The sequence below is a fragment of the Pseudomonas sp. St29 genome (assembly GCF_001547915.1).
Taxonomy (GTDB): Bacteria; Pseudomonadota; Gammaproteobacteria; order Pseudomonadales; family Pseudomonadaceae; genus Aquipseudomonas.
In genome coordinates, this window is record NZ_AP014628.1 from 407995 (window position 1) to 427620 (window position 19626).

General features: G+C 62.7%; 17 protein-coding genes. 8 read left to right on the forward strand and 9 right to left on the reverse strand.

Features of this window, described 5'->3' with window-relative positions:
* Nucleotides 1-22: 22 nt before the first annotated feature.
* Together PST29_RS01855 and gpmI are read right to left on the reverse strand one after the other, a co-directional pair.
* Nucleotides 23-928 (reverse strand): DUF1460 domain-containing protein, encoded by a 906-nt coding sequence (locus PST29_RS01855; protein ID WP_060842224.1) that lies wholly within the window; start codon nucleotides 926-928, stop codon nucleotides 23-25.
* A gap of 183 nt (nucleotides 929-1111) precedes the next feature.
* A complete protein-coding gene (gpmI, locus tag PST29_RS01860; protein WP_060842225.1) occupies nucleotides 1112-2653 on the reverse strand; it encodes a 2,3-bisphosphoglycerate-independent phosphoglycerate mutase in 1542 nt (513 codons plus the stop codon).
* 165 nt (nucleotides 2654-2818) lie between these two features.
* On the opposite strand from gpmI, the gene PST29_RS01865 reads away from it, so the two are divergent.
* From PST29_RS01865 to secB, 3 genes are read left to right on the forward strand one after another with little or no spacing between them, the layout of a single operon-like run.
* On the forward strand, nucleotides 2819-3232 hold the full coding sequence (locus tag PST29_RS01865) for a rhodanese-like domain-containing protein (protein ID WP_060837108.1): 414 nt from the start codon (nucleotides 2819-2821) through the stop codon (nucleotides 3230-3232).
* Entirely contained in the window at nucleotides 3232-3486 is a 255-nt protein-coding gene (gene grxC, locus PST29_RS01870) for a glutaredoxin 3 (protein WP_060837109.1), read from the forward strand. The genes PST29_RS01865 and grxC overlap by 1 nt, the downstream gene beginning before the upstream one ends.
* A 42-nt stretch (nucleotides 3487-3528) precedes the next feature.
* The gene (gene secB / locus PST29_RS01875; protein WP_016963308.1) at nucleotides 3529-4011 is read left to right on the forward strand and encodes a protein-export chaperone SecB; all 483 of its coding nucleotides are present in this window, start codon (nucleotides 3529-3531) and stop codon (nucleotides 4009-4011) included.
* A gap of 183 nt (nucleotides 4012-4194) precedes the next feature.
* Here the strand turns inward: secB and trmL are convergent, their stop codons facing one another.
* Nucleotides 4195-4650 carry a tRNA (uridine(34)/cytosine(34)/5-carboxymethylaminomethyluridine(34)-2'-O)-methyltransferase TrmL gene (gene trmL, locus PST29_RS01880; RefSeq protein WP_016963309.1) on the reverse strand — a complete coding sequence of 152 codons (456 nt, stop codon included), beginning with the start codon at nucleotides 4648-4650 and terminating at the stop codon, nucleotides 4195-4197.
* Here trmL and PST29_RS01885 point away from each other — a divergent pair.
* Nucleotides 4649-5089, forward strand: coding sequence for a hypothetical protein (locus PST29_RS01885; protein ID WP_060842226.1), 441 nt, complete (start codon nucleotides 4649-4651; stop codon nucleotides 5087-5089). The genes trmL and PST29_RS01885 overlap by 2 nt on opposite strands.
* Before the next feature lie 695 nt (nucleotides 5090-5784).
* On the opposite strand, the gene ntrC is transcribed toward PST29_RS01885, so the two are convergent.
* Both ntrC and glnL read right to left on the reverse strand, forming a co-directional pair.
* Nucleotides 5785-7221, reverse strand: coding sequence for a nitrogen regulation protein NR(I) (ntrC, locus tag PST29_RS01890; protein ID WP_060842227.1), 1437 nt, complete (start codon nucleotides 7219-7221; stop codon nucleotides 5785-5787).
* Nucleotides 7218-8303: a nitrogen regulation protein NR(II) gene (gene glnL / locus PST29_RS01895; RefSeq protein WP_060837111.1), complete on the reverse strand. Its 1086-nt coding sequence runs from the start codon at nucleotides 8301-8303 to the stop codon at nucleotides 7218-7220. Before glnL ends, ntrC begins: the two co-directional genes overlap by 4 nt.
* Before the next feature lie 363 nt (nucleotides 8304-8666).
* Between glnL and PST29_RS01900 the strand changes: the two genes are divergently transcribed.
* Entirely contained in the window at nucleotides 8667-9761 is a 1095-nt protein-coding gene (locus PST29_RS01900; RefSeq protein WP_060842228.1) for a bifunctional transcriptional activator/DNA repair enzyme AdaA, read from the forward strand.
* Between the two features lie 19 nt (nucleotides 9762-9780).
* Here the strand turns inward: PST29_RS01900 and PST29_RS01905 are convergent, their stop codons facing one another.
* The 3 genes from PST29_RS01905 to glnA form a co-directional block, all read right to left on the reverse strand.
* Complete coding sequence (locus PST29_RS01905) at nucleotides 9781-10131, reverse strand: hypothetical protein (protein WP_231978996.1); 351 nt, start codon at nucleotides 10129-10131, stop codon at nucleotides 9781-9783.
* Nucleotides 10132-10206: 75 nt separating this feature from the next.
* Nucleotides 10207-10761 carry a chorismate mutase gene (locus PST29_RS01910; protein WP_060842229.1) on the reverse strand — a complete coding sequence of 185 codons (555 nt, stop codon included), beginning with the start codon at nucleotides 10759-10761 and terminating at the stop codon, nucleotides 10207-10209.
* A 136-nt stretch (nucleotides 10762-10897) separates the two neighbouring features.
* The gene (gene glnA, locus PST29_RS01915; protein ID WP_016965623.1) at nucleotides 10898-12304 is read right to left on the reverse strand and encodes a glutamate--ammonia ligase; all 1407 of its coding nucleotides are present in this window, start codon (nucleotides 12302-12304) and stop codon (nucleotides 10898-10900) included.
* A gap of 332 nt (nucleotides 12305-12636) precedes the next feature.
* On the opposite strand from glnA, the gene thiI reads away from it, so the two are divergent.
* Together thiI and typA are read left to right on the forward strand one after the other, a co-directional pair.
* Nucleotides 12637-14091 carry a tRNA uracil 4-sulfurtransferase ThiI gene (gene thiI / locus PST29_RS01920; RefSeq protein ID WP_060837114.1) on the forward strand — a complete coding sequence of 485 codons (1455 nt, stop codon included), beginning with the start codon at nucleotides 12637-12639 and terminating at the stop codon, nucleotides 14089-14091.
* 139 nt (nucleotides 14092-14230) lie between these two features.
* Complete coding sequence (gene typA / locus PST29_RS01925) at nucleotides 14231-16051, forward strand: translational GTPase TypA (RefSeq protein WP_060837115.1); 1821 nt, start codon at nucleotides 14231-14233, stop codon at nucleotides 16049-16051.
* 257 nt (nucleotides 16052-16308) lie between these two features.
* Here typA and PST29_RS01930 read toward each other — a convergent pair whose 3' ends face one another.
* On the reverse strand, nucleotides 16309-16752 hold the full coding sequence (locus tag PST29_RS01930; protein ID WP_173655882.1) for a YkgJ family cysteine cluster protein: 444 nt from the start codon (nucleotides 16750-16752) through the stop codon (nucleotides 16309-16311).
* Nucleotides 16753-17018: 266 nt separating this feature from the next.
* Between PST29_RS01930 and PST29_RS01935 the strand changes: the two genes are divergently transcribed.
* On the forward strand, nucleotides 17019-19469 hold the full coding sequence (locus PST29_RS01935; protein WP_060837116.1) for a glycogen/starch/alpha-glucan phosphorylase: 2451 nt from the start codon (nucleotides 17019-17021) through the stop codon (nucleotides 19467-19469).
* Nucleotides 19470-19626: the final 157 nt, after the last annotated feature.

Consider the following 19626-nt stretch of genomic DNA (forward strand, 5'->3'; position numbering starts at 1 on the left):
CTGCCAGCGGTTTCCGCGGCGATCAGCCAGGAGTTTGCGCGTGGGGCGGATGCTGGTGTGCCTGGGCGCTGCTCTGGTAGGTGGATGCAGGGTGATCGGCCAGGTCGGTTGGCCGGGCGCGCAGGACCACGATGCCCGGGACGTCGCGGACGTACTCCATGAACGGCGAGTCGATCACCACGCGCTGGTTCTGCTTCGAGGACGCATTGCGCAGGACGGGCCCCTGGGCGGTCCTGATGAACAGCCCGGTGTGGGTGACGTCCAGGCCCGAGAGCGGGGTGTAGATGCCGATGTAGTCGCCGGTGCGCAGGCTGCTGAGCACATGCCGGTTAATCCGCGCGCTGGGAATGTAGGTGATGTCGCGGTCGGCCACGGGCAGCCCCGCCAGGTAATGGCCGCCATCGGCCTTTTGATTGAGGTGCTTGGCGACGGTCACCGCATCGGCACCCAGCAGGGCGGTGACGTCATCGGCCAAGGGCTGTCCGGCATGGGCCCAGTCGGTGAAGAAGTGGCGGCGGTTGAGGAAATTGACGTCGCCGTTGACGTAGCGAATCTGCACCAGGTTGTGGATGAAGCCGGCCTCGTCGCGGGACTGGCGCAATGCCTCGACGTAATCCAGGTAGGTAAAGCAGTCCAGGCCCCTGAAGTCGACGACCAGTTTTTCGGCCAGGGTCGCAGAGCCCTGCAGCTTGTTCGGCGCATAAGGCGTCTGCAGGAACTCCCGTGAAATGAGGTCGTTCATCTGCCCGATGTCGGCAGCGTGCTGCTGGGGCTGGATGCTCAACAGCGTGCGCAATTTGCCGGCGGTCAGCGGGTCCATGGCCACCTGGGTGTGTGGCTGTTCGGGGGCCTGCGACTGTTGGGCAGGAACCTGGCTTGCGCAGCCTGACAGGAGGGAGGCTAGAAACAGCGTAGCCATCTTGTTCATGGGATTCTCTCTGCGGTCAGTTCTGATAACGATAATCATTATTCAGCAAATGGCAGGTGTTTGTCTGGTGGCGCTGTCTTGCGCTTGGGCCTTCGCGCCGCGCCTGGAGCGGGGCGGAGCCGCAATGAAAAACGCCCGATGGACTGCATCGGGCGTTTTTCATGCAACGGCGACCTGAGGGTTTCAGTGCGCAGGATCGACCAGGATCGAGGTGCCGGTCATTTCCTCAGGCTGAGGCAGGTCCAGCAGCTTGAGCATGGTCGGTGCCACATCCGCCAGCACCCCGCCTTCGCGGACTTTCAGGGCGCGCTTGCCGTAATAGATGAAGGGCACCGGCTCGGTGGTGTGAGCGGTGTGGGCCTGACCGGTGGAGGCGTCGGACATCTGCTCGACGTTGCCGTGGTCCGCGGTGATCAGGGCTTCGCCACCGACCTTTTCCAGGGCATCGACGATGCGCCCGACGCACAGGTCCAGGCATTCCACGGCTTTGACCGCGGCGGCGAACACGCCGCTGTGGCCGACCATGTCGCCGTTGGCGTAGTTGACGATGATCACGTCGTAGCGCTGGTGCTCGATGGCGTCGACGATCTTGTCGGTGACTTCCGGAGCGCTCATTTCCGGCTGCAGGTCGTAGGTGGCGACTTTCGGCGACGGGATCAGGATGCGCTCCTCCCCCGGGAACGGCTCTTCACGGCCGCCGGAGAAGAAGAAGGTCACGTGGGCGTACTTTTCGGTTTCGGCGATGCGCAGCTGGGTCTTGCCGTTTTTCGCCAAATAGTCGCCCAGCACGTTTTCCAGGCTGCCCGGAGCAAAGGCTGCCGGCGCGGGGATGCTGGCGGCGTACTGGGTGAGCATGACGAAGCCGGCCAGCTTTGGCTGGCGCGCGCGCTCGAAGTCCTTGAAGTCGTCCTCGACGAAGACCCGGGTCAGCTCGCGAGCCCGGTCGGCACGGAAGTTCATGAACACCACGGCATCGCCGTCTTCGACCTTGACCGGCTCGCCGATGGTGGTGGCCTTGACGAACTCGTCGCTCTCTTCACGGGCGTAGGCCGCTTGCAGGCCTTCCTGGGCGGTGGCGGCGTTGAACTGCCCCTGGCCGTCGACGATCAGGTTATAGGCCTGGGCCACGCGGTCCCAGCGATTGTCACGGTCCATGGCGAAGTAGCGGCCGATCAGGCTGGCGATGCGGCCCTTGCCCAGGGTCTTGAAGCTTTCGTCCAGCAGTTCGATGAACGACTGGGCGCTCTTGGGCGGGGTGTCGCGACCATCGAGGAAGGCGTGCAGGTAGATCTTCTCGGCACCGCGCTTGAAGGCCAGTTCGGCCATGGCGATCAGGTGGTCCTGGTGACTGTGCACGCCGCCGTCCGACAGCAGGCCGAGGATGTGCACGGCCTTGCCGGCGGCCACGGCCTTGTCCACGGCGGCGCACAGGGTCGGGTTCTCGAAGAACTCGCCGTCACGAATGGCCTTGGTCACCCGGGTGAAGTCCTGATACACCACGCGACCGGCGCCCAGGTTCATGTGGCCCACCTCGGAGTTGCCCATCTGCCCATCCGGCAGGCCGACGTCCATGCCCGAGCCCGAGATCAGGCCGTTGGGCATGCTGGCGCACAAGCGGTCCAGGACCGGCTTCTTGGCCGCATAGACGGCGTTGGATTCGTGGCTCTCGCTGTGACCGAAGCCATCCAGAATCATCAGGACCAAAGGTTTAGGCGTGGTAGTCATGGCGTCCACTCGTGGCTGGATAGGAAAGTGTTGAAAAAGGAGGTGTTGAAAAACGGAGTGGCAGTTTAAAGCGAAGTTCCGGTGGCGTCACCGCCGGGCGGGGTTTGGCCGACCTTGAGGGCTGTGTATACTGGCCGACATTTTAACGCCCTGGAACCTCCTTAGATGGTTGCTCACCTGATTCAATTCGCCACTGAACACTACTTGCTCGTCGGCGCCTTCGCCATCCTGCTGGCTCTGTTGATCGCTCATGAATTGAGCCGCGGTGGCCGCAGCCTCAGCACCCGTGAACTGACCGCGCTGGTCAACAGCGAGCAGGGCGTAGTGATCGATATCCGTCCGTCCAAGGACTATGCCGCCGGCCATATCGTCGGCGCGCTGAACATTCCCCAGGACAAGCTGGCCGCCCGTGTCGGCGAACTGGAGAAGCACAAGGCCAAGACCATCATCCTGGTGGACGCTCAAGGCCAGCACGCCGGCACCCATGCCCGTGAACTGATGAAGTCCGGTTTCACTGCCGCCAAACTGTCCGGCGGTGTTTCCAGCTGGAAAGCCGACAACCTGCCATTGGTGAAGTAATGCCCCAGGTCATCGTCTACTCCAGTGATTACTGCCCTTACTGCTCGCGGGCCAAGCAACTGCTCGGGAGCAAAGGCGTAGCCTTCGAAGAGATCAAGGTCGATGGCAAGCCGCAGGTGCGCGCCGACATGGCCCAGAAAGCCGGACGCACGTCCGTGCCGCAGATCTGGATCGGTGCCACCCATGTAGGTGGTTGTGATGATTTGTTTGCCCTGGAGCGCGCCGGCAAGCTCGACGCGCTGCTGGCGGCCTGAAATTCCTAACCCTATTAGACCCAAGATCAAGAAGGATCTGAGATGACTGACCAACAGAACACTGCTGCTGCCGAAGACGAAAGCGCACCGCAATTCTCCCTGCAGCGCATCTACGTGCGTGACCTGTCCTTCGAAGCGCCGAAAAGCCCGGCCATCTTCCGTCAGCAGTGGGAGCCAAGCGTCGGCCTGGACCTCAACACCCGTCAGAAGGCCCTGGAAGCCGACTTCCACGAAGTGGTGCTGACCCTGTCCGTGACCGTGAAGAACGGCGACGAAGTGGCGTTCATCGCTGAAGTGCAACAGGCCGGTATCTTCCTGATCAAGAACCTGGACGAGGCTTCCATGAGCCACACCCTGGGTGCCTTCTGCCCGAACATCCTGTTCCCTTACGCTCGCGAAGCGCTGGACAGCCTGGTGACCCGCGGTTCGTTCCCGGCCCTGATGCTGGCCCCGGTGAACTTCGACGCGCTGTACGCCCAGGAACTGCAACGCCTGCAGTCCGCCGGCGAAAACACCGTTCAGTAAGTACTGGCTGTGGTACGAAAAAAGCGCCTGTCACGGCGCTTTTTTCATGCTCGGGCGTCAGCTGTCCAAACCCTGCAGCCGCTGCCGCAGGCTGTGATCGACCACGAGGTGGGTACCGTGATCGCGCCTGCGGAAGGCCCTTCGGGCCTTGTCGCAGCCTGCGGCAGCGGCTACAGAGAATGGTTACTTGAAGCCCAGTTGTCGCCAGCCTTCATAGACCGCCACGGCTACGGTGTTGGACAGGTTCAGGCTGCGGCAGCCTTCGCGCATGGGCAGGCGCAGGCGCTGCTCACCCGGCAGGGCGTCCAGCACGTCCGCCGGCAGGCCACGGCTCTCGGGGCCGAACAGGAAGGCGTCGCCCTCCTTGAAGCTGGCGTCATGGAAGGGCCGCGAGCCCTTGGTGGTGAAGGCGAACAGGCGCGGATGGCCGAGGCTTTCCAGGCAACTGGCGAGGTCGGCATGGCGTTGCAGGGTGGCGTATTCGTGATAGTCGAGGCCGGCACGGCGCAGGCGCTTGTCGTCCATTTCGAAACCCAGTGGCTCGATCAAATGCAGGTGGCAGCCGCTGTTGGCGCACAGCCTGATAACGTTGCCGGTATTCGGCGGAATTTCTGGTTGAAAGAGGATGACGTGAAACATGCACGGCTCCGAAGAAAAAGATGGGCTGCATTCTACGCCTGAAGAGGACCCGCGACCGAAGCTTATGCTGCGGGTGTTCGGCTCCCTGGCGATTGTCGGGATGATGGTGGGGCTGATGATCGGTCGACTGACGCAGCCCGATCCGATCGAGTTGCAACAGGTCGAGGTGGCGGCCGATGGCCTGGTGGTCTGGTTCAACCAGGAACCCAAGGTTCACGGCGAACATATCGATGGCACCATCGCCTTGCTGTTCGATGCGCAAGGACGGGCGCAGAACGGTCAGTTGCAGGTCAATCAGAAGACGGTGAACTGGCGGGTGCGGCTGGCGGACCAGGGCTTGCTGCTGAACCTGGTGGCGGCCCGGCCGCTGCGGGGCGAGTGGAGCGCCAGCCAAGTGGACGGGCGCTGGCGCCTGGCGATCCACCTGCGGGAGGAATAAAAGAGGGAAACCCCGGCCTGCCTGTACCAAGGCCCCCAAAAGCGGGAGGGGCTGATCGCCTATCGGGGCGATGAGTCCCGGTGTAAAGAGGGGGATTCCCGGCCTGCCTGTACCAGGGTCCCCGAAAGGGTTGTGGGCGCGTCGCTCAAAGCGTGATGGGCCCGGTGTTAAAGAGGGAAGCCCCAGCCTGCCTGTACTGAGGTTCCCGAAAGCTTGGGCTCGTCGCGATGCGCGTGATGAGCCCGGTGTTAAAGAGGGAATTCCCGGCCTGCCTGTACCGAGGTTCCCGAAAGCTTGGCCCGTCGCTGTGAGCGTGGTGGGCCGGGTGTTAAAGAGGGGAATCCCCGGCCTGCCTGTACCAAGGTCCCCTAAACTGGGTAGTGATGGAGGTATTGCAGGGGGCGTGCCAACTTTGGCCGGTCCTGTATGAATTGCCTGGATAAAAAGCCGAAAGCCCCGAATTCCGGGGCTTTTGCGTTTTCGAAGGGCAAATATTCAGATTGGAAGGCCAGGCCTCGAATGATCGCGCTGTGCTCGATTGCGGTTCATCGCGCCTTCGGCCAGTGCATGCACCCCATCCTGGTGCATGCCCATCCTCGTCGTAGGAGCCGGCTTGCCGGCGAAGCGCCGGTCAGCGCTCTGCAAGGCTCAAGGGCCTTTTCGCTGGCAAGCCAGCTCCTGCACAGGGGGAGGGCTCAGCCTTCCTCGCTTTCGTCCTCGTCGGCTCCGTCCACCTTCATCCCCAACTCCTTGATCTTGCGGGTCAGGGTGTTGCGGCCCCAGCCCAGCAGCACGGCGGCGTCGCGGCGGCGGCCGGCGGTGTGCTTGAGGGCGGTTTCGATCATGATCCGCTCGAAACTCGGCACCGCGCTGTCCAAAAGGCTAGACTGGCCGCGGGCCAGGGCCTGATCGGCCCACTGGCGCAGGGCCTGTTCCCAGTTGGTCACCGGCGCCGAATCCTGGGGCAGGCTCAACAGCTCCGGCGGCAGGTCGCTGATGTGCACCTCGCGCCCCGACGCCATGACAGTGATCCAGCGGCAGGTGTTCTCCAGCTGGCGCACGTTGCCTGGCCACGGCAGGTTCTTCAGGTATTCCTCGGTTTCGTTCTTCAGCAGCTTGGGTTCCACCGCCAGCTCCTGGGCGGCGCGGCTGAGGAAGTGCTTGGCCAGGGTCGGGATGTCTTCGCGACGGTCCGACAGGCGCGGAATATGGATGCGGATCACGTTGAGGCGGTGGAACAGGTCCTCGCGGAACTTGCCGGCGTGCACCAGGGTTTCCAGGTTCTGGTGGGTGGCGGCGATGATCCGTACATCGACCTTGACCGGCGTGTGGCCACCGACCCGGTAGAACTCGCCGTCGGCCAGAACCCGCAGCAGGCGGGTCTGGGTATCGGCCGGCATGTCGCCAATCTCGTCGAGGAACAGGGTGCCGCCGTCGGCCTGTTCGAAGCGTCCGCGGCGCAGGTTGGCGGCGCCGGTGAAGGCGCCTTTTTCATGGCCGAACAGCTCGGATTCCATCAGGTCCTTGGGGATGGCGGCCATGTTCAGGGCGATGAACGGCGACGCCGCCCGCGGGCTGTGGCGATGCAGGGCATGGGCCACCAGTTCCTTGCCGGTGCCGGACTCGCCGTTGATCAGCACGGTGATGTTGGAGTGGCTCAGGCGCCCGATGGCACGGAACACCTCCTGCATCGCCGGCGCTTCGCCGATGATTTCCGGGGTGCGGGCCAGGGTCGGCGCCACTTCCAGGCCCTGCTGCTCCTGGGCATGCTGGTTGGCACGCTTGACCAGGGACACCGCCTCATCCACGTCGAACGGCTTGGGCAGGTACTCGAAGGCCCCGCCCTGGTAGGAGGCGACAGCGCTGTCCAGGTCCGAATGCGCGGTCATGATGATCACCGGCAGGCGCGGGTGCAGCTCGCGAATCCGTGCCAGCAGGTCGAGGCCGCTGGCGCCGGGCATGCGAATGTCGGAAATGATCACGTCCGGCTGCTGGCGCGCCAGGCGGCTCATCACCCCGTCGGCACTGTCGAAGCTCTGGGTGGTCATGCCTTCCTGCTGCAGGGCTTTTTCCAGGACCCAACGGATAGAACGGTCGTCATCGACGATCCACACGGTTTCACTACGGCTCATGTCGATGGGGCTCCTTGTTCCAGAGGCAGAAAGATCGAGAAGGTGGTGTGGCCGGGATGGCTGTCACATTCGATCAGGCCCTGGTGCTGGCTGATGATGTTCTGGGTAATGGCCAGGCCCAGCCCGGTGCCGTCCGGGCGGCCGCTGACCATGGGGAAGAAGAGGGTGTCCTGCAGCTCGGCGGGAATGCCCGGGCCGTTGTCGATGATCTCGATCTTGGTCACCAGGCGATGACGCACATGGCCGATGGTGAACTGGCGCATGGTGCGGCTGCGCAGGGTGATGCGCCCCAGGCGCATTTCGTTCTGGCTGCTGATGGCCTGCATGGCGTTGCGCACGATATTGAGCACCGCCTGGATCATCTGCTCGCGGTCGATCAAGACGTCGGGAATGCTCGGGTCGTAATCGCGCACCAGGGTGATGCAGCCCTGGCTTTCGGCTTCCACCAGGCTACTGACCCGCTCCAGCACTTCGTGGATATTGGTCAGCGCCAGGGACGGCAGCTTGTTCGAGCCGAGCATGCGGTCCACCAGGTTTCGCAGGCGGTCGGCCTCTTCGATGATGACGTTGGTGTAGTCCTTGAGGCTTTCCTCGGGCAGCTCGCGGGCCAGCAGTTGGGCGGCGCCGCGAATCCCGCCCAGGGGGTTCTTGATCTCGTGGGCCAGGCCGCGCACCAGCATCTTGCTGGTTTCCTGCTTGGACAGCTGGGCCTCTTCCTTGGTGATGCGCAGCAGCCGGTCCCGGGGGTGGACCTCCAGCAGCAGCAAGGTATCGCCATTGCTGAGGATCGGCGTCACCGCGTAGTCGACGGTCAGGGTCTGGCCGGTCAGGGCGGTGAGCATGGCCTCGCGCTTGGTGAAGGGGTGCGCCTGTTCCACCGCCTGGCGCAGTGAGCTCAGGGCTTCGGCGGACTCGGTGAACAGCTCACTGATGAATTGCCCATGGCTGCGCTGGCCGCTGATGGCCAGGAGCATCTCCGCCGCCGGGTTCATGTACTCAAGGCGCAGGTCGGCGTTGAGCAGAATGGTGGCGGTGGTCAGGTTGTCCAGAAGCAGACGGTGCAGTGGGTCGCTGATGGTCATTCGGACCTCTTTTGGAGCAGGGCGAGCCGGAGCCGGTCCGGGATCGCGCGCGGGGTTAAAGCGCTGATGTGGAGAAAATGCAAAAACCAAACCAAGGCTCCGAAAAGAAGCGTTCGCGGCCTGAAACAGGCGTTTGAAGCCCGCTTGCGTGGCGCTTTGCCAGCTTTGCCGGGTATTTTCGAACCAAAATGGGCTGGGAATGGTCTGTGGGTGCACGGTGTTGCACCAATATAGTGCATGAATCTGCAGGGCGCTGGCCGGTTGCCCGAATCGGCGAGAATCAACGCCCGTTTTTCAGCGGCAGCGCACAGGGCGCGGGTTTAGAGTGCTCGAACCCGACGCTTCAAGGTTTAGGATGCGGCCATGGAAAACGCCACTCTGCTGTTTCAGCTCCCCGATGACGACACCCTGTATCAGGCCCTTCTGGACCGCGACCCGGCCTATGAGGGCTTTGCGTTCGTCGGGGTCAAGAGTACGGGGGTGTTCTGCCGCCTGACCTGTGCCGCGCGCAAGCCCAAGCGTGAGAACACGGTGTTTTTCAGCTCCATCAAGGGCTGCGTCGAAGCGGGATTCCGTGCCTGTCTGCGGTGTCGCCCTCTGGAGCGGGCCGGGGTGCAGGAACCCTGGGTGCAGACCCTGCTGGAGCAACTGCACGGTGATCCCGAGCGGCGCTGGTACGAAGATGATCTGACCCGGCAGGGGCTGGATCCGTCCACCGTGCGTCGCGCCTTCAAGCGCTACTTTGGGGTGACTTTCCTGGAAATGGCCCGGCTGCGGCGCATGTGCCAGGGCATGCAGCAGCTGGCAGGCGGAGAGTCGGTGATCGCGGCGCAGATCAGCGCCGGCTTTGATTCCGACAGCGGCTTTCGCCGGGCCTTTTCCCGTCTGGCTGGCCAGCCACCGTCGAACCTGCGGGGGCGCGAGCTGCTCAAGGTGGACTGGCTGCAAACCCCTATCGGCGTGATGTTGGCGGTGGCTGATGCCCAGGTCCTGCACCTGCTGGAGTTTTTCGATCGTCCGGCGCTGGCCAATGAGCTGCAGACCCTGCAAAAGCGCAGCGGTTCGAGCATAGGTTTCGGGCGTTTTGCCCCGATCGACCAGATCGAGGCCGAATTGCAGCGTTATTTTGCCGGTGAGCCGGGTGGCTTCCACACGCCGCTGGCGATGAACGCCTCGCCGTTCACCCGCACGGTATGGCAGGCCCTGCGCGCCATTCCCCTGGGCAGCACCTGCAGTTATGCCGAGGTGGCGAGCCGGATCGGCTCGCCGTCGGCGGTGCGCGCGGTGGCACGGGCCAACGGTGCCAATCAGATCGCCATCGTCATTGCCTGCCACCGGGTGATCGGCAGCGACGGTGCCCTCACCGGCTACGGTGGCGGACTGTGGCGCAAGCGCTGGCTACTGGAGCATGAGCGCCGCATGGGCACTGCGTTGTTTCACTCAGCGAGCGGGCTGTAGCGGTTCGCTTGAAGTGGGCTCAACGGCGATGGGCCCGCAGCAGGGTGAAGGTGATCTGCGCGCTCTGCTGCAGGACTCGCTCGCCGTCGAGGATCTGCACCGCCAGGCGATGTTGGCCACGCTCGATAGCGACCAGCGGCAACTCGGGGCCCCGGCTCGGGGCTCCATAAGCCTGGTCGTCCAGCAAGAGGCGCAGGCGGTGGTGCGGCTGCAAGGCCGGCGCTAGCACCACCTGCACGGTGAAGCTGCCGTTGTTGGCTCGCAGCGCGCCGTGGTCCGGCACGCCCTGCAAGCGCAGTTGTGTGTAGGGCTCTGCGCTGGCAGGCAGCGCCGTTAGCCACAGCAGGCAAAAGACAGCGATGCGCGTCACGGTGATTCCAGCCCTTCACAGGTGTGCGGTTGAAGGGCTCAGCATAGGGCGGCGCGAGGCTGGGCGCGGGCGCGGTTAACCTTTGAACACACATAACTCGGCGGTGGCGCGGATCATTGCCAGCTGCCGCAACGGGTCGCTGCTGGCGGCCTGAGTGGCCTGGGCCAGCCATTGCGGGCATTGGCGATCACCGCGATGGGGGCTGAAGTCGGCCAGTTGCTGCAGCAGGCGTTTTTGTAACTGATCGAGTTGTGGGCGGATCTGTCCGGCCAGGTCCTGGCGCGGGGTGTCCGGTGCCTGGCCTTGCAAGTGCCAGCTGGACAGCCGGGCGTACTGCACCAGTTTGTTGGCTTCGATCTGGGCGGCGAAGAACTGCCCGACTGTTTCTTCATTCAGGTGATAGGTGGCGGCCTGGGCCGTGGCGCCGGCAATCACCTGCTGTTCCCGCGGACGGTCCTCCACGGCCTTGTGGCTGTCCCATTTGCTCAGGGCCACCTGATCGGCAATGCTCAGGCGCTCGCCGATGCTTTGCAGCAGTGGGGCCAGGGTGGGCGGGGCATCGTTGGCGCAGGCTGCGCTGGTGAGCAGGCTGCAGGCAAGGGCGAGGCACAGGTTGAGGCGCGAAGTCATGGGCGGGCTCGGCTGCTGAGGGGAAGACGGCGCCCATGATGCACGCAACCACCCCGGGCCTGGCAAATGCGCGGGCATAAAAAAGGCCTCCCGAAGGAGGCCTCTCGATCACGCGGCTTGCGCCGGCGCTACCGGATCAGCAGCTGTAGTACAGCTCGTATTCCAGTGGGTGTACGAAGGTACGGACCTTGATCTCTTCTTCGCTTTTCAGGGCGATGTAAGCGTCGATGAAGTCGTCGCTGAAAACGCCGCCTTTGGTCAGGAACGCACGACCTTTGTCCAGCTCTTCCAGGGCTTCCTTCAGGCTGCCGCAAACTTGTGGGATCTCTTTGGCCTCTTCAGGCGGCAGGTCGTACAGGTTTTTGTCAGCAGCGTCGCCAGGGTGGATCTTGTTCTGGATACCGTCCAGGCCGGCCATCAGCAGAGCAGCGAAGGCCAGGTACGGGTTGGCAGCCGGGTCCGGGAAGCGGGCTTCGATACGGCGGGCTTTAGGGCTCGACACGTAAGGAATGCGGATCGAAGCGGAACGGTTGCGTGCCGAGTAGGCCAGCATCACCGGGGCTTCGAAGCCTGGAACCAGACGCTTGTAGGAGTTGGTGGCCGGGTTGGTGAAGCCGTTCAGGGCCTTACCGTGCTTGATGATGCCGCCGATGAAGTACAGGGCGGTGTCGGACAGGCCAGCATAGCCTTCGCCAGCGAAGGTGTTCTTGCCGTCTTTCCAGATCGACATGTGCACGTGCATGCCCGAGCCGTTGTCACCGTACAGTGGCTTAGGCATGAAGGTGGCAGTGCGACCGTAGGCGTCGGCCACGTTGTGCACCACGTATTTCAGGGTCTGGGTTTCGTCGGCCTTCTTCACCAGGGTGTTGAACTTGACGCCGATTTCGTTCTGGCCGGCAGTCGCCACTTCGTGGTGGTGAACTTCGACGGTCAGGCCCATTTCTTCCAGTGCGTTGCACATGGAGGTACGGATTTCGTGGTCGTGGTCGAACGGTGGAACCGGGAAGTAGCCGCCCTTGACGCCTGGACGGTGGCCCTTGTTGCCGCCTTCGATGTCCTGGTCGGACATCCAGGAACCTTGTTCGGAGTAGATCTTGAACATGGAGCCGGAGATGTCGGACTTGAATTTCACCTGGTCGAAGATGAAGAACTCTGGCTCTGGACCGGCGAATACGGTGTCGCCGATACCGGTGGCCTTCAGGTGCTCTTCAGCGCGCTTGGCGATGGCACGTGGGTCGCGGTCGTAACCTTGCATGCTCGAAGGTTCGATGATGTCGCAGACCAGGATCAGGGTCGGTTCTTCGGTGAACGGGTCCAGCACAGCGGTTTCGTCGTCCGGCATCAGGATCATGTCGGAGGCTTCGATGCCTTTCCAGCCAGCGATGGAGGAGCCGTCGAACATCTTGCCGGATTCGAAGAAGTCTTCATCCAGCGCATCACGGGCCGGCATGGTCACGTGATGTTGAGTGCCCTTGGTGTCAGTGAAGCGCAGATCAATCCATTTGACGTCATGATCTTTGATGAGTTGAACCGACTTCGACATAGTGTCCTCCGGGGTGGCTTCGGGCTTGGTGTTGGAGTGCCCTTAGAATGTGGGTGATGCCGGCGCGAATACTCTGCCATGGCAACCTGCCTCACAAGGGAGCAAATTGCATGCCAGTGCCCTGTGATGGGCTTTCTGCCCCAAAATCAGGCTTTGTGCGGCGGATTCGGCTAAATTTCGGCCTCTGGCGCACTGCAATGTAGCGCCTGGCTCGATAAATGACCTGTTTTGGTGCACTGAAAACCTTCTGCACATTAATTGGTTAAACCTTGAGCAATTTCCGCTATAATCCGCGCCCCCCTTTTTCGGCTGGCCCAGCGCGCACAGTTTTCATGAAACTAATCGTTAAAGTTTTCCCGGAAATCACCATCAAGAGCCGCCCGGTACGGATGCGTTTCATCCGTCAGTTGGCCAAGAACATCCGTGCCGTGCTCCGCGATCTGGACCCGGCTGTGGTGGTCGGTGGTGTGTGGGACAACCTTGAGCTGGAAACCACCCTCAGCGAGCCCAAGGCCCTGAAGGAGCTGGCCGACCGCCTCTGCTGCATGCCCGGTATCGCGCACTTCCTGCAGGTCGACGAATACCCGCTGGGCGACTTCGACGACATCGTCGCCAAGTGCAAGCAGCACTTCGGCGAGGCCTTGCCCGGGAAGATTTTCTCCGTGCGCTGCAAGCGTGCCGGCAAGCATGAATTCAGCTCCATGGACGTGGAAAAGTACGTCGGCAGCCAACTGCGTCGGCAGTGCGGCGCCGCCGGAATCTCCCTGAAAGAGCCGGAAATCGAAGTGCGGATGGAAATTCGCGACCAACGGTTGTTCGTGATCCACAGCCAGCACAACGGCATCGGCGGCTACCCGCTGGGCGCCCTGGAACAGACCCTGGTGCTGATGTCCGGCGGTTTCGATTCCACGGTGGCGGCCTACCAGATCATGCGCCGCGGCCTGATGGGGCACTTCTGCTTCTTCAACCTGGGTGGGCGTGCCCACGAACTGGGCGTGATGGAAGTCGCGCACTACCTATGGAAGAAGTACGGCAGCTCCCAGCGCGTGCTGTTCGTCAGCGTGCCGTTCGAGGAAGTGCTCGGGGAAATCCTCGGCAAAGTCGACAACAGTCATATGGGCGTCATTTTGAAGCGTATGATGTTGCGTGCCGCCTCGAGCATCGCCGACCGCCTGCACATCGATGCACTGGTGACCGGCGAGGCGATTTCCCAGGTGTCCAGCCAGACCCTGCCGAACCTGTCGGTGATCGACTGCGTGACCGAGAAGCTGGTGCTGCGTCCGCTGATCGCCAGCCACAAGCAAGACATCATCGACCTGGCCGAACAGATCGGCACCGCCGACTTCGCCAAGCACATGCCGGAGTACTGCGGGGTCATCTCGGTGAACCCCAAGACCCATGCCAAGCGCCATCGCGTCGAGCATGAAGAGAAAGAATTCGATATGGCGGTGCTCGAGCGTGCGATCGAGCGGGCCAAACTGGTGCCGATCGATCGGGTAATCGACGAGTTGGGCCAGGATTTGCAGATTGAAGAAGTCAGCGAGGCGCTGGCCGGTCAGATCGTCATCGACATCCGTCACCCGGATGCCCAGGAAGACGACCCGCTGGAGCTTGCTGGCATCGAAGTACAAGCGCTGCCGTTCTATGCATTGAATGCCCGCTTCAAGGAACTGGACCCTACGCGCCAGTACCTGCTGTATTGCGACAAAGGCGTCATGAGTCGCCTGCATGCTCACCATCTGCTCAGTGAGGGACATGCCAATGTGCGCGTTTATAGACCGAGCTAAGTGCCCGGGGATGTTCGCCTGTGGCTTGCGTCACCGGCCCCCCGACGCCGCCGTCCAGCTGTAACGGCCAGGCCTGACTCTATTGTTAATCGCTGCCAGCATTTGTCAGCACACCGAATCCTCTGATCGAGATACACAAGTGATCGAAAATCTACGCAACATCGCCATCATTGCCCACGTTGACCATGGTAAGACCACCCTGGTAGACAAACTCCTGCGTCAATCCGGCACCCTGGAGCGCAACGAGCTCAACGACGAGCGCGTGATGGACTCCAACGACCAGGAAAAAGAGCGCGGCATTACCATCCTGGCGAAAAACACCGCCATCAACTGGAACGGCTACCACATCAACATCGTGGACACCCCGGGCCACGCCGACTTCGGCGGCGAAGTTGAGCGCGTCATGTCCATGGTCGACTCCGTGCTGCTGCTGGTCGACGCTCAAGACGGCCCTATGCCGCAAACCCGTTTCGTGACCAAGAAGGCGTTCGAAGCCGGCCTGCGTCCAATCGTGGTGATCAACAAGGTTGACCGTCCGGGCGCGCGTCCTGACTGGGTTCTGGACCAGATCTTCGACCTGTTCGACAACCTGGGCGCCACCGAAGAACAGCTGGACTTCAAAGTCGTCTACGCCTCGGCCCTGAACGGTATTGCCGGTCTGGACCACAGCGAAATGGCTGAAGACATGACCCCGCTGTACCAGTCGATCGTCGACAACGTGCCAGCGCCAAGCGTTGACCGTGACGGTCCGTTCCAGATGCAGATCTCCGCTCTGGACTACAACAGCTTCCTGGGCGTGATCGGCGTTGGCCGTATCGCTCGCGGTCGCGTTAAGCCGAACACCCCGGTTGTGGCCATCGACGTCGACGGCAAGCGCCGCAACGGTCGTATCCTCAAGCTGATGGGTCACCACGGCCTGCACCGCGTGGACGTTGAAGAAGCGGCTGCCGGCGACATCGTCTGCATCAGCGGTTTCGACGAGCTGTTCATCTCCGACACCCTGTGCGACCCGACCGCTGTTGAAGCGATGAAGCCGCTGACCGTCGACGAGCCGACCGTTTCCATGACCTTCCAGGTCAACGACTCGCCATTCTGCGGTAAGGAAGGCAAGTTCGTGACGTCCCGTAACATCAAGGAACGTCTGGACAAAGAGCTGCTGTACAACGTTGCCCTGCGCGTTGAAGAAGGCGACTCGGCCGACAAGTTCAAGGTCTCCGGCCGTGGTGAGCTGCACCTGTCGGTACTGATCGAAACCATGCGTCGCGAAGGCTTCGAGATGGGCGTTGGCCGTCCTGAAGTGATCATCCGTGAAGTGGATGGCGTGAAGCAGGAACCGTTCGAAAACGTCACCATCGACATCCCTGAAGAATCCCAGGGCAAGGTCATGGAAGAGATGGGTCTGCGTAAGGGCGACCTGAGCAACATGGTTCCGGATGGCAAGGGCCGTGTACGCCTGGAATACAACATTCCAGCCCGTGGTCTGATCGGTTTCCGTAACCAGTTCCTGACCCTGACCAACGGTGCAGGCATCCTGACCTCGATCTTCGACCGTTACGCTCCGATGAAGTCCGGCAGCATGTCCGGCCGTCAGAACGGCGTACTGGTATCGGTAGAAACCGGCAAGGCCCTGACCTACTCCCTGGAAACCCTGCAGGCGCGCGGCAAGCTGTTCGTCGAGCACGGCCAGGAAATCTACAACGGTCAGATCGTCGGCCTGAACAGCCGCGACAACGACCTGGGCGTGAACCCTACCAAGGGCAAGAAGCTCGACAACATGCGTGCTTCGGGCAAAGACGAAACCATCGCCCTGGTTCCACCTGTTCGCTTCACCCTGGAACAGGCTCTGGAATTCATCCAGGACGATGAGCTGTGCGAAGTGACTCCTAAGTCCATTCGTCTGCGCAAGAAGATCCTGGACGAAGGCGAGCGTACCCGCGCTGCCAAGAAAGCCAAGAACTGAGTCTTTAGTTCCGGCTGAATGAAAACGCCCCCGGTCGCGAGACCGGGGGCGTTTTTTTGCGCCTGGAGAAAACCTGTTCATGTAGCCGCTGCCGAGCAGCGCGAGGCTGCGACCGGCTGCAAAGCAGCCGCAAGACGGCCATCGCAGCCGTTCAGGCATTACGCGCCACCTGGATTTACGGCCGCTGCGCAGCCGGTCGCAGCCTCGCAAGCTCGGCAGCGGCTACAGCAGCGGTAGTAGCGGTGAGGCGCGGTGGCTCAGAAGCGTTCCAGGGTCCGACTGCTGGTGTTGGTCGGACGCTCCAGGGGCTTGGGCTTGTAGGCGCAATAGCCCGGACGCGGGCCAATCTTCGGATGGTTGCGGCAGGTGTCCGGGCGCTTGTCATAAATGGTGCACAGGCGGCTTTTACGATCCAGATACAGGCAATCGTTGTTGCTCATGCGCTGCAGCGTGAAGATTTCCGATTTCTGGTTGTAGCGCTCGACGATGCCTTCTTTCTGCAGGCGCTTGGCGATGTTCTTCGCCGGCTCGCCGCGCTCGAATTCATCGACGATGCCGATGCGGATCAGGTCCTTGATCTTCACTTCCACCGGCAGGGTGCAGCAGCTGGACATGCAGGAACCGCACATGGGCGCGGAGTATTTGGCCCAGGTATCGAGACGATCGATTTCCGCGGCGGCGATCAGGTTGGACTTCATCAAGGTGGTTTTTCCGGCATGTTCCAGGGCGCGCGATCATACCGGGACTGGTGGATTTTTGAACGACTTTGGGTCGGATTTTTCTTAATGGTCGTCGGATTTATGCCTGGCGGCACGGCATCTGCATCTTTTTTCCCGCAGGCGCCGAAGACTCCCCCCTTGAGCCGAGCCATTTGCAGCAGCGCCGAACCAGAGCCTTCGCCTCGTGTCAGACCGACTAGGCTCAGACCATTCCATGCTCACTGTGTATCTCGTCAGAGGTCGTATCGATGACTCAGGAACCCCTAGCTCGTGACGCTGAGGTGGCCGCTTTTCGCGAAGCCGTCTTGACCAAACTCACCTACGCGGTCGGCAAAGATCCGGACCACGCCTTCGACCACGACTGGTTCGAGGCCATTGCCCTGGCCGCGCGGGACCACATGGTCGACCACTGGATGGATCACACGCGACAGATGTACCGCAAGGGCCAGAAGCGGGTGTACTACCTGTCCCTGGAGTTCCTGATCGGCCGGCTGCTGTTCGACAGCCTGAGCAATCTCGGCCTGCTGGACGTGGCCCGCGAGGCCCTGACCGATCTGGGGGTGGACCTGGAGCGCATCCGCCTGCTGGAGCCCGATGCGGCCCTGGGCAATGGTGGCCTGGGGCGCCTGGCGGCGTGCTTCATGGAAAGCATGTCGACCCTGGGCCTGGCCGGTCACGGCTACGGCATTCGTTACGAGCACGGCCTGTTCCGCCAGGCGATCGTCGACGGCTGGCAGCAGGAGCAGACCGAGCACTGGCTGGATTTCGGCAACCCCTGGGAGTTCGAGCGCCCCGAGGTGATCTACTCCATCGGCTTTGGCGGCAGCGTCGACAGCGTGACCGACGAGACGGGCAACACGCGCCAGGTCTGGTGGCCGGCGGAGACGGTGCGTGCGGTGGCCTACGACACCCCGGTGGTGGGTTGGCGCGGGGCCAGCGTCAACACCCTGCGCCTGTGGCGGGCCCGGGCCATGGAAGACCTGCACCTGGAGCGTTTCAACGCCGGTGACCACTTGGGCGCGGTGGCGGAAGTGGCCCGGGCCGAAAGCATCTCCCGGGTGCTGTACCCGGCTGACAGCACCGAGGCCGGCCAGGAACTGCGCCTGCGCCAGGAGTACTTCTTTGTCTCGGCGTCGCTGCAGGACCTGCTGCGGCGCCACAAGAACATGCACGACTCGGTGCTCAGCCTCGGCGAGCACGCGGCGATCCAGCTCAATGACACCCACCCGTCGATCGCCGTGGCCGAGCTGATGCGCCAATTGGTGGACCTGCACGGCATCGCCTGGGACGCGGCGTGGCAGATCACCGTGGACACCCTGGCCTACACCAACCACACCCTGCTGCCCGAGGCCCTGGAAACCTGGCCGGTGGGGCTGATGGAGCGCATGCTGCCGCGGCACATGCAGATCATCTACCTGATCAACGCCCAGCACATCGATGCCTTGCGGGCCAAGGGCCTGCACGATTTCGACGTGCTGCGGGCGGTGTCGCTGATCGAGGAGGACAATGGCCGCCGGGTGCGCATGGGCAACCTGGCGTTCCTCGGCTCCCACAGCGTCAATGGCGTGTCCGGCCTGCACACCCAGCTGATGCGCAGCACGGTGTTTTCCGAGCTGCACAAGCTCTACCCCGAGCGGATCAACAACAAGACCAACGGCATCACCTTTCGCCGCTGGCTGTACCAGGCCAACCCGCCCCTCACCGACATGCTGGTGGACGCCCTGGGCCCCGGGCTGCTGGACAACCCCGAGCAGTTGCTGCTGGGGCTGGAACCCTTTGCCGAGAAGCCGGCGTTTCGCAAGCAGTTCGCCGAGCAGCGCCTGCACAGCAAGCGCGCCCTGGCCGCGCTCATCCACGAGCGCCTGGGGATCGCGATCAACCCGGCGGCGCTGTTCGATGTGCAGGTCAAGCGCATCCACGAGTACAAGCGCCAGTTGCTCAACCTGCTGCACACCGTGGCGCTGTATCAGGCGATCCGCGCCGAGCCGGAAACCGACTGGGTGCCTCGGGTGAAGATCTTCGCCGGCAAGGCGGCGGCCAGCTATCACCAGGCCAAACTGATCATCAAGCTGACCAACGACATCGCCCGCACGGTGAACAGCGATCCGACCGTGCGCGGTTTGCTCAAGGTGGTGTTCCTGCCCAACTACAACGTCAGCCTGGCGGAAAGCATCATTCCCGCCGCCGACCTGTCGGAGCAGATTTCCACCGCCGGCTTCGAGGCTTCGGGCACCAGCAACATGAAATTCGGCCTCAACGGCGCCCTGACCATCGGCACCCTGGACGGCGCCAACGTCGAGATGTGCGAGCAGGTCGGTGCCGAGCACATGTTCATCTTCGGCCTCAGTGCCCAGCAGGTGGAGGCGCGCAAGCGCAATGGCGAATTCAGCGCGGTGCCGGACATCGCCGCCTCGCATCGGCTCAACGATGTACTGCAGGCGATTCGCGGCGGGGTGTTCTCCCCGGACGATCCGTCGCGCTACACCGGGCTGATCGATTCGCTGATCGACTATGACCGGTTCCTGGTCTGCGCCGATTTCGACGCCTACTGGGACGCCCAGGCCCGGGTCGAAGCGTGCTGGCACGACTCCGCGCAATGGTGGCGTTCGGCGGTGCTCAACACTGCGCGCATGGGCTGGTTCTCTTCGGACCGGACCATCCGCGAATACGCCACGGAGATCTGGAAGGCCCTGGACTGAGGGGCCCTGGAAAATGTTCGAACTGTGCACAAGGCCCAACGTTTGTTGGGCCGGATCGATATACTGAGCGGCGATTTTATCTCCCGGATGGTGTCTTTTGGGCCGCGCTCGGCTTCCAATCGGGGAGATATCTGCGTCGGCAGGCCGGCTCCCGCAC

Excerpts from the sequence above, each read along its gene's own strand:
- PST29_RS01855 (WP_060842224.1), bottom strand. The coding sequence starts at position 928 with ATGAACAAGATGGCTACGCTGTTTCTAGCCTCCCTCCTGTCAGGCTGC.
- gpmI (WP_060842225.1), bottom strand. The coding sequence starts at position 2,653 with ATGACTACCACGCCTAAACCTTTGGTCCTGATGATTCTGGATGGCTTC.
- PST29_RS01865 (WP_060837108.1), top strand. The coding sequence starts at position 2,819 with ATGGTTGCTCACCTGATTCAATTCGCCACTGAACACTACTTGCTCGTC.
- grxC (WP_060837109.1), top strand. The coding sequence starts at position 3,232 with ATGCCCCAGGTCATCGTCTACTCCAGTGATTACTGCCCTTACTGCTCG.
- secB (WP_016963308.1), top strand. The coding sequence starts at position 3,529 with ATGACTGACCAACAGAACACTGCTGCTGCCGAAGACGAAAGCGCACCG.
- PST29_RS01885 (WP_060842226.1), top strand. The coding sequence starts at position 4,649 with ATGCACGGCTCCGAAGAAAAAGATGGGCTGCATTCTACGCCTGAAGAG.
- trmL (WP_016963309.1), bottom strand. The coding sequence starts at position 4,650 with ATGTTTCACGTCATCCTCTTTCAACCAGAAATTCCGCCGAATACCGGC.
- ntrC (WP_060842227.1), bottom strand. The coding sequence starts at position 7,221 with ATGAGCCGTAGTGAAACCGTGTGGATCGTCGATGACGACCGTTCTATC.
- glnL (WP_060837111.1), bottom strand. The coding sequence starts at position 8,303 with ATGACCATCAGCGACCCACTGCACCGTCTGCTTCTGGACAACCTGACC.
- PST29_RS01900 (WP_060842228.1), top strand. The coding sequence starts at position 8,667 with ATGGAAAACGCCACTCTGCTGTTTCAGCTCCCCGATGACGACACCCTG.
- PST29_RS01910 (WP_060842229.1), bottom strand. The coding sequence starts at position 10,761 with ATGACTTCGCGCCTCAACCTGTGCCTCGCCCTTGCCTGCAGCCTGCTC.
- glnA (WP_016965623.1), bottom strand. The coding sequence starts at position 12,304 with ATGTCGAAGTCGGTTCAACTCATCAAAGATCATGACGTCAAATGGATT.
- thiI (WP_060837114.1), top strand. The coding sequence starts at position 12,637 with ATGAAACTAATCGTTAAAGTTTTCCCGGAAATCACCATCAAGAGCCGC.
- PST29_RS01935 (WP_060837116.1), top strand. The coding sequence starts at position 17,019 with ATGACTCAGGAACCCCTAGCTCGTGACGCTGAGGTGGCCGCTTTTCGC.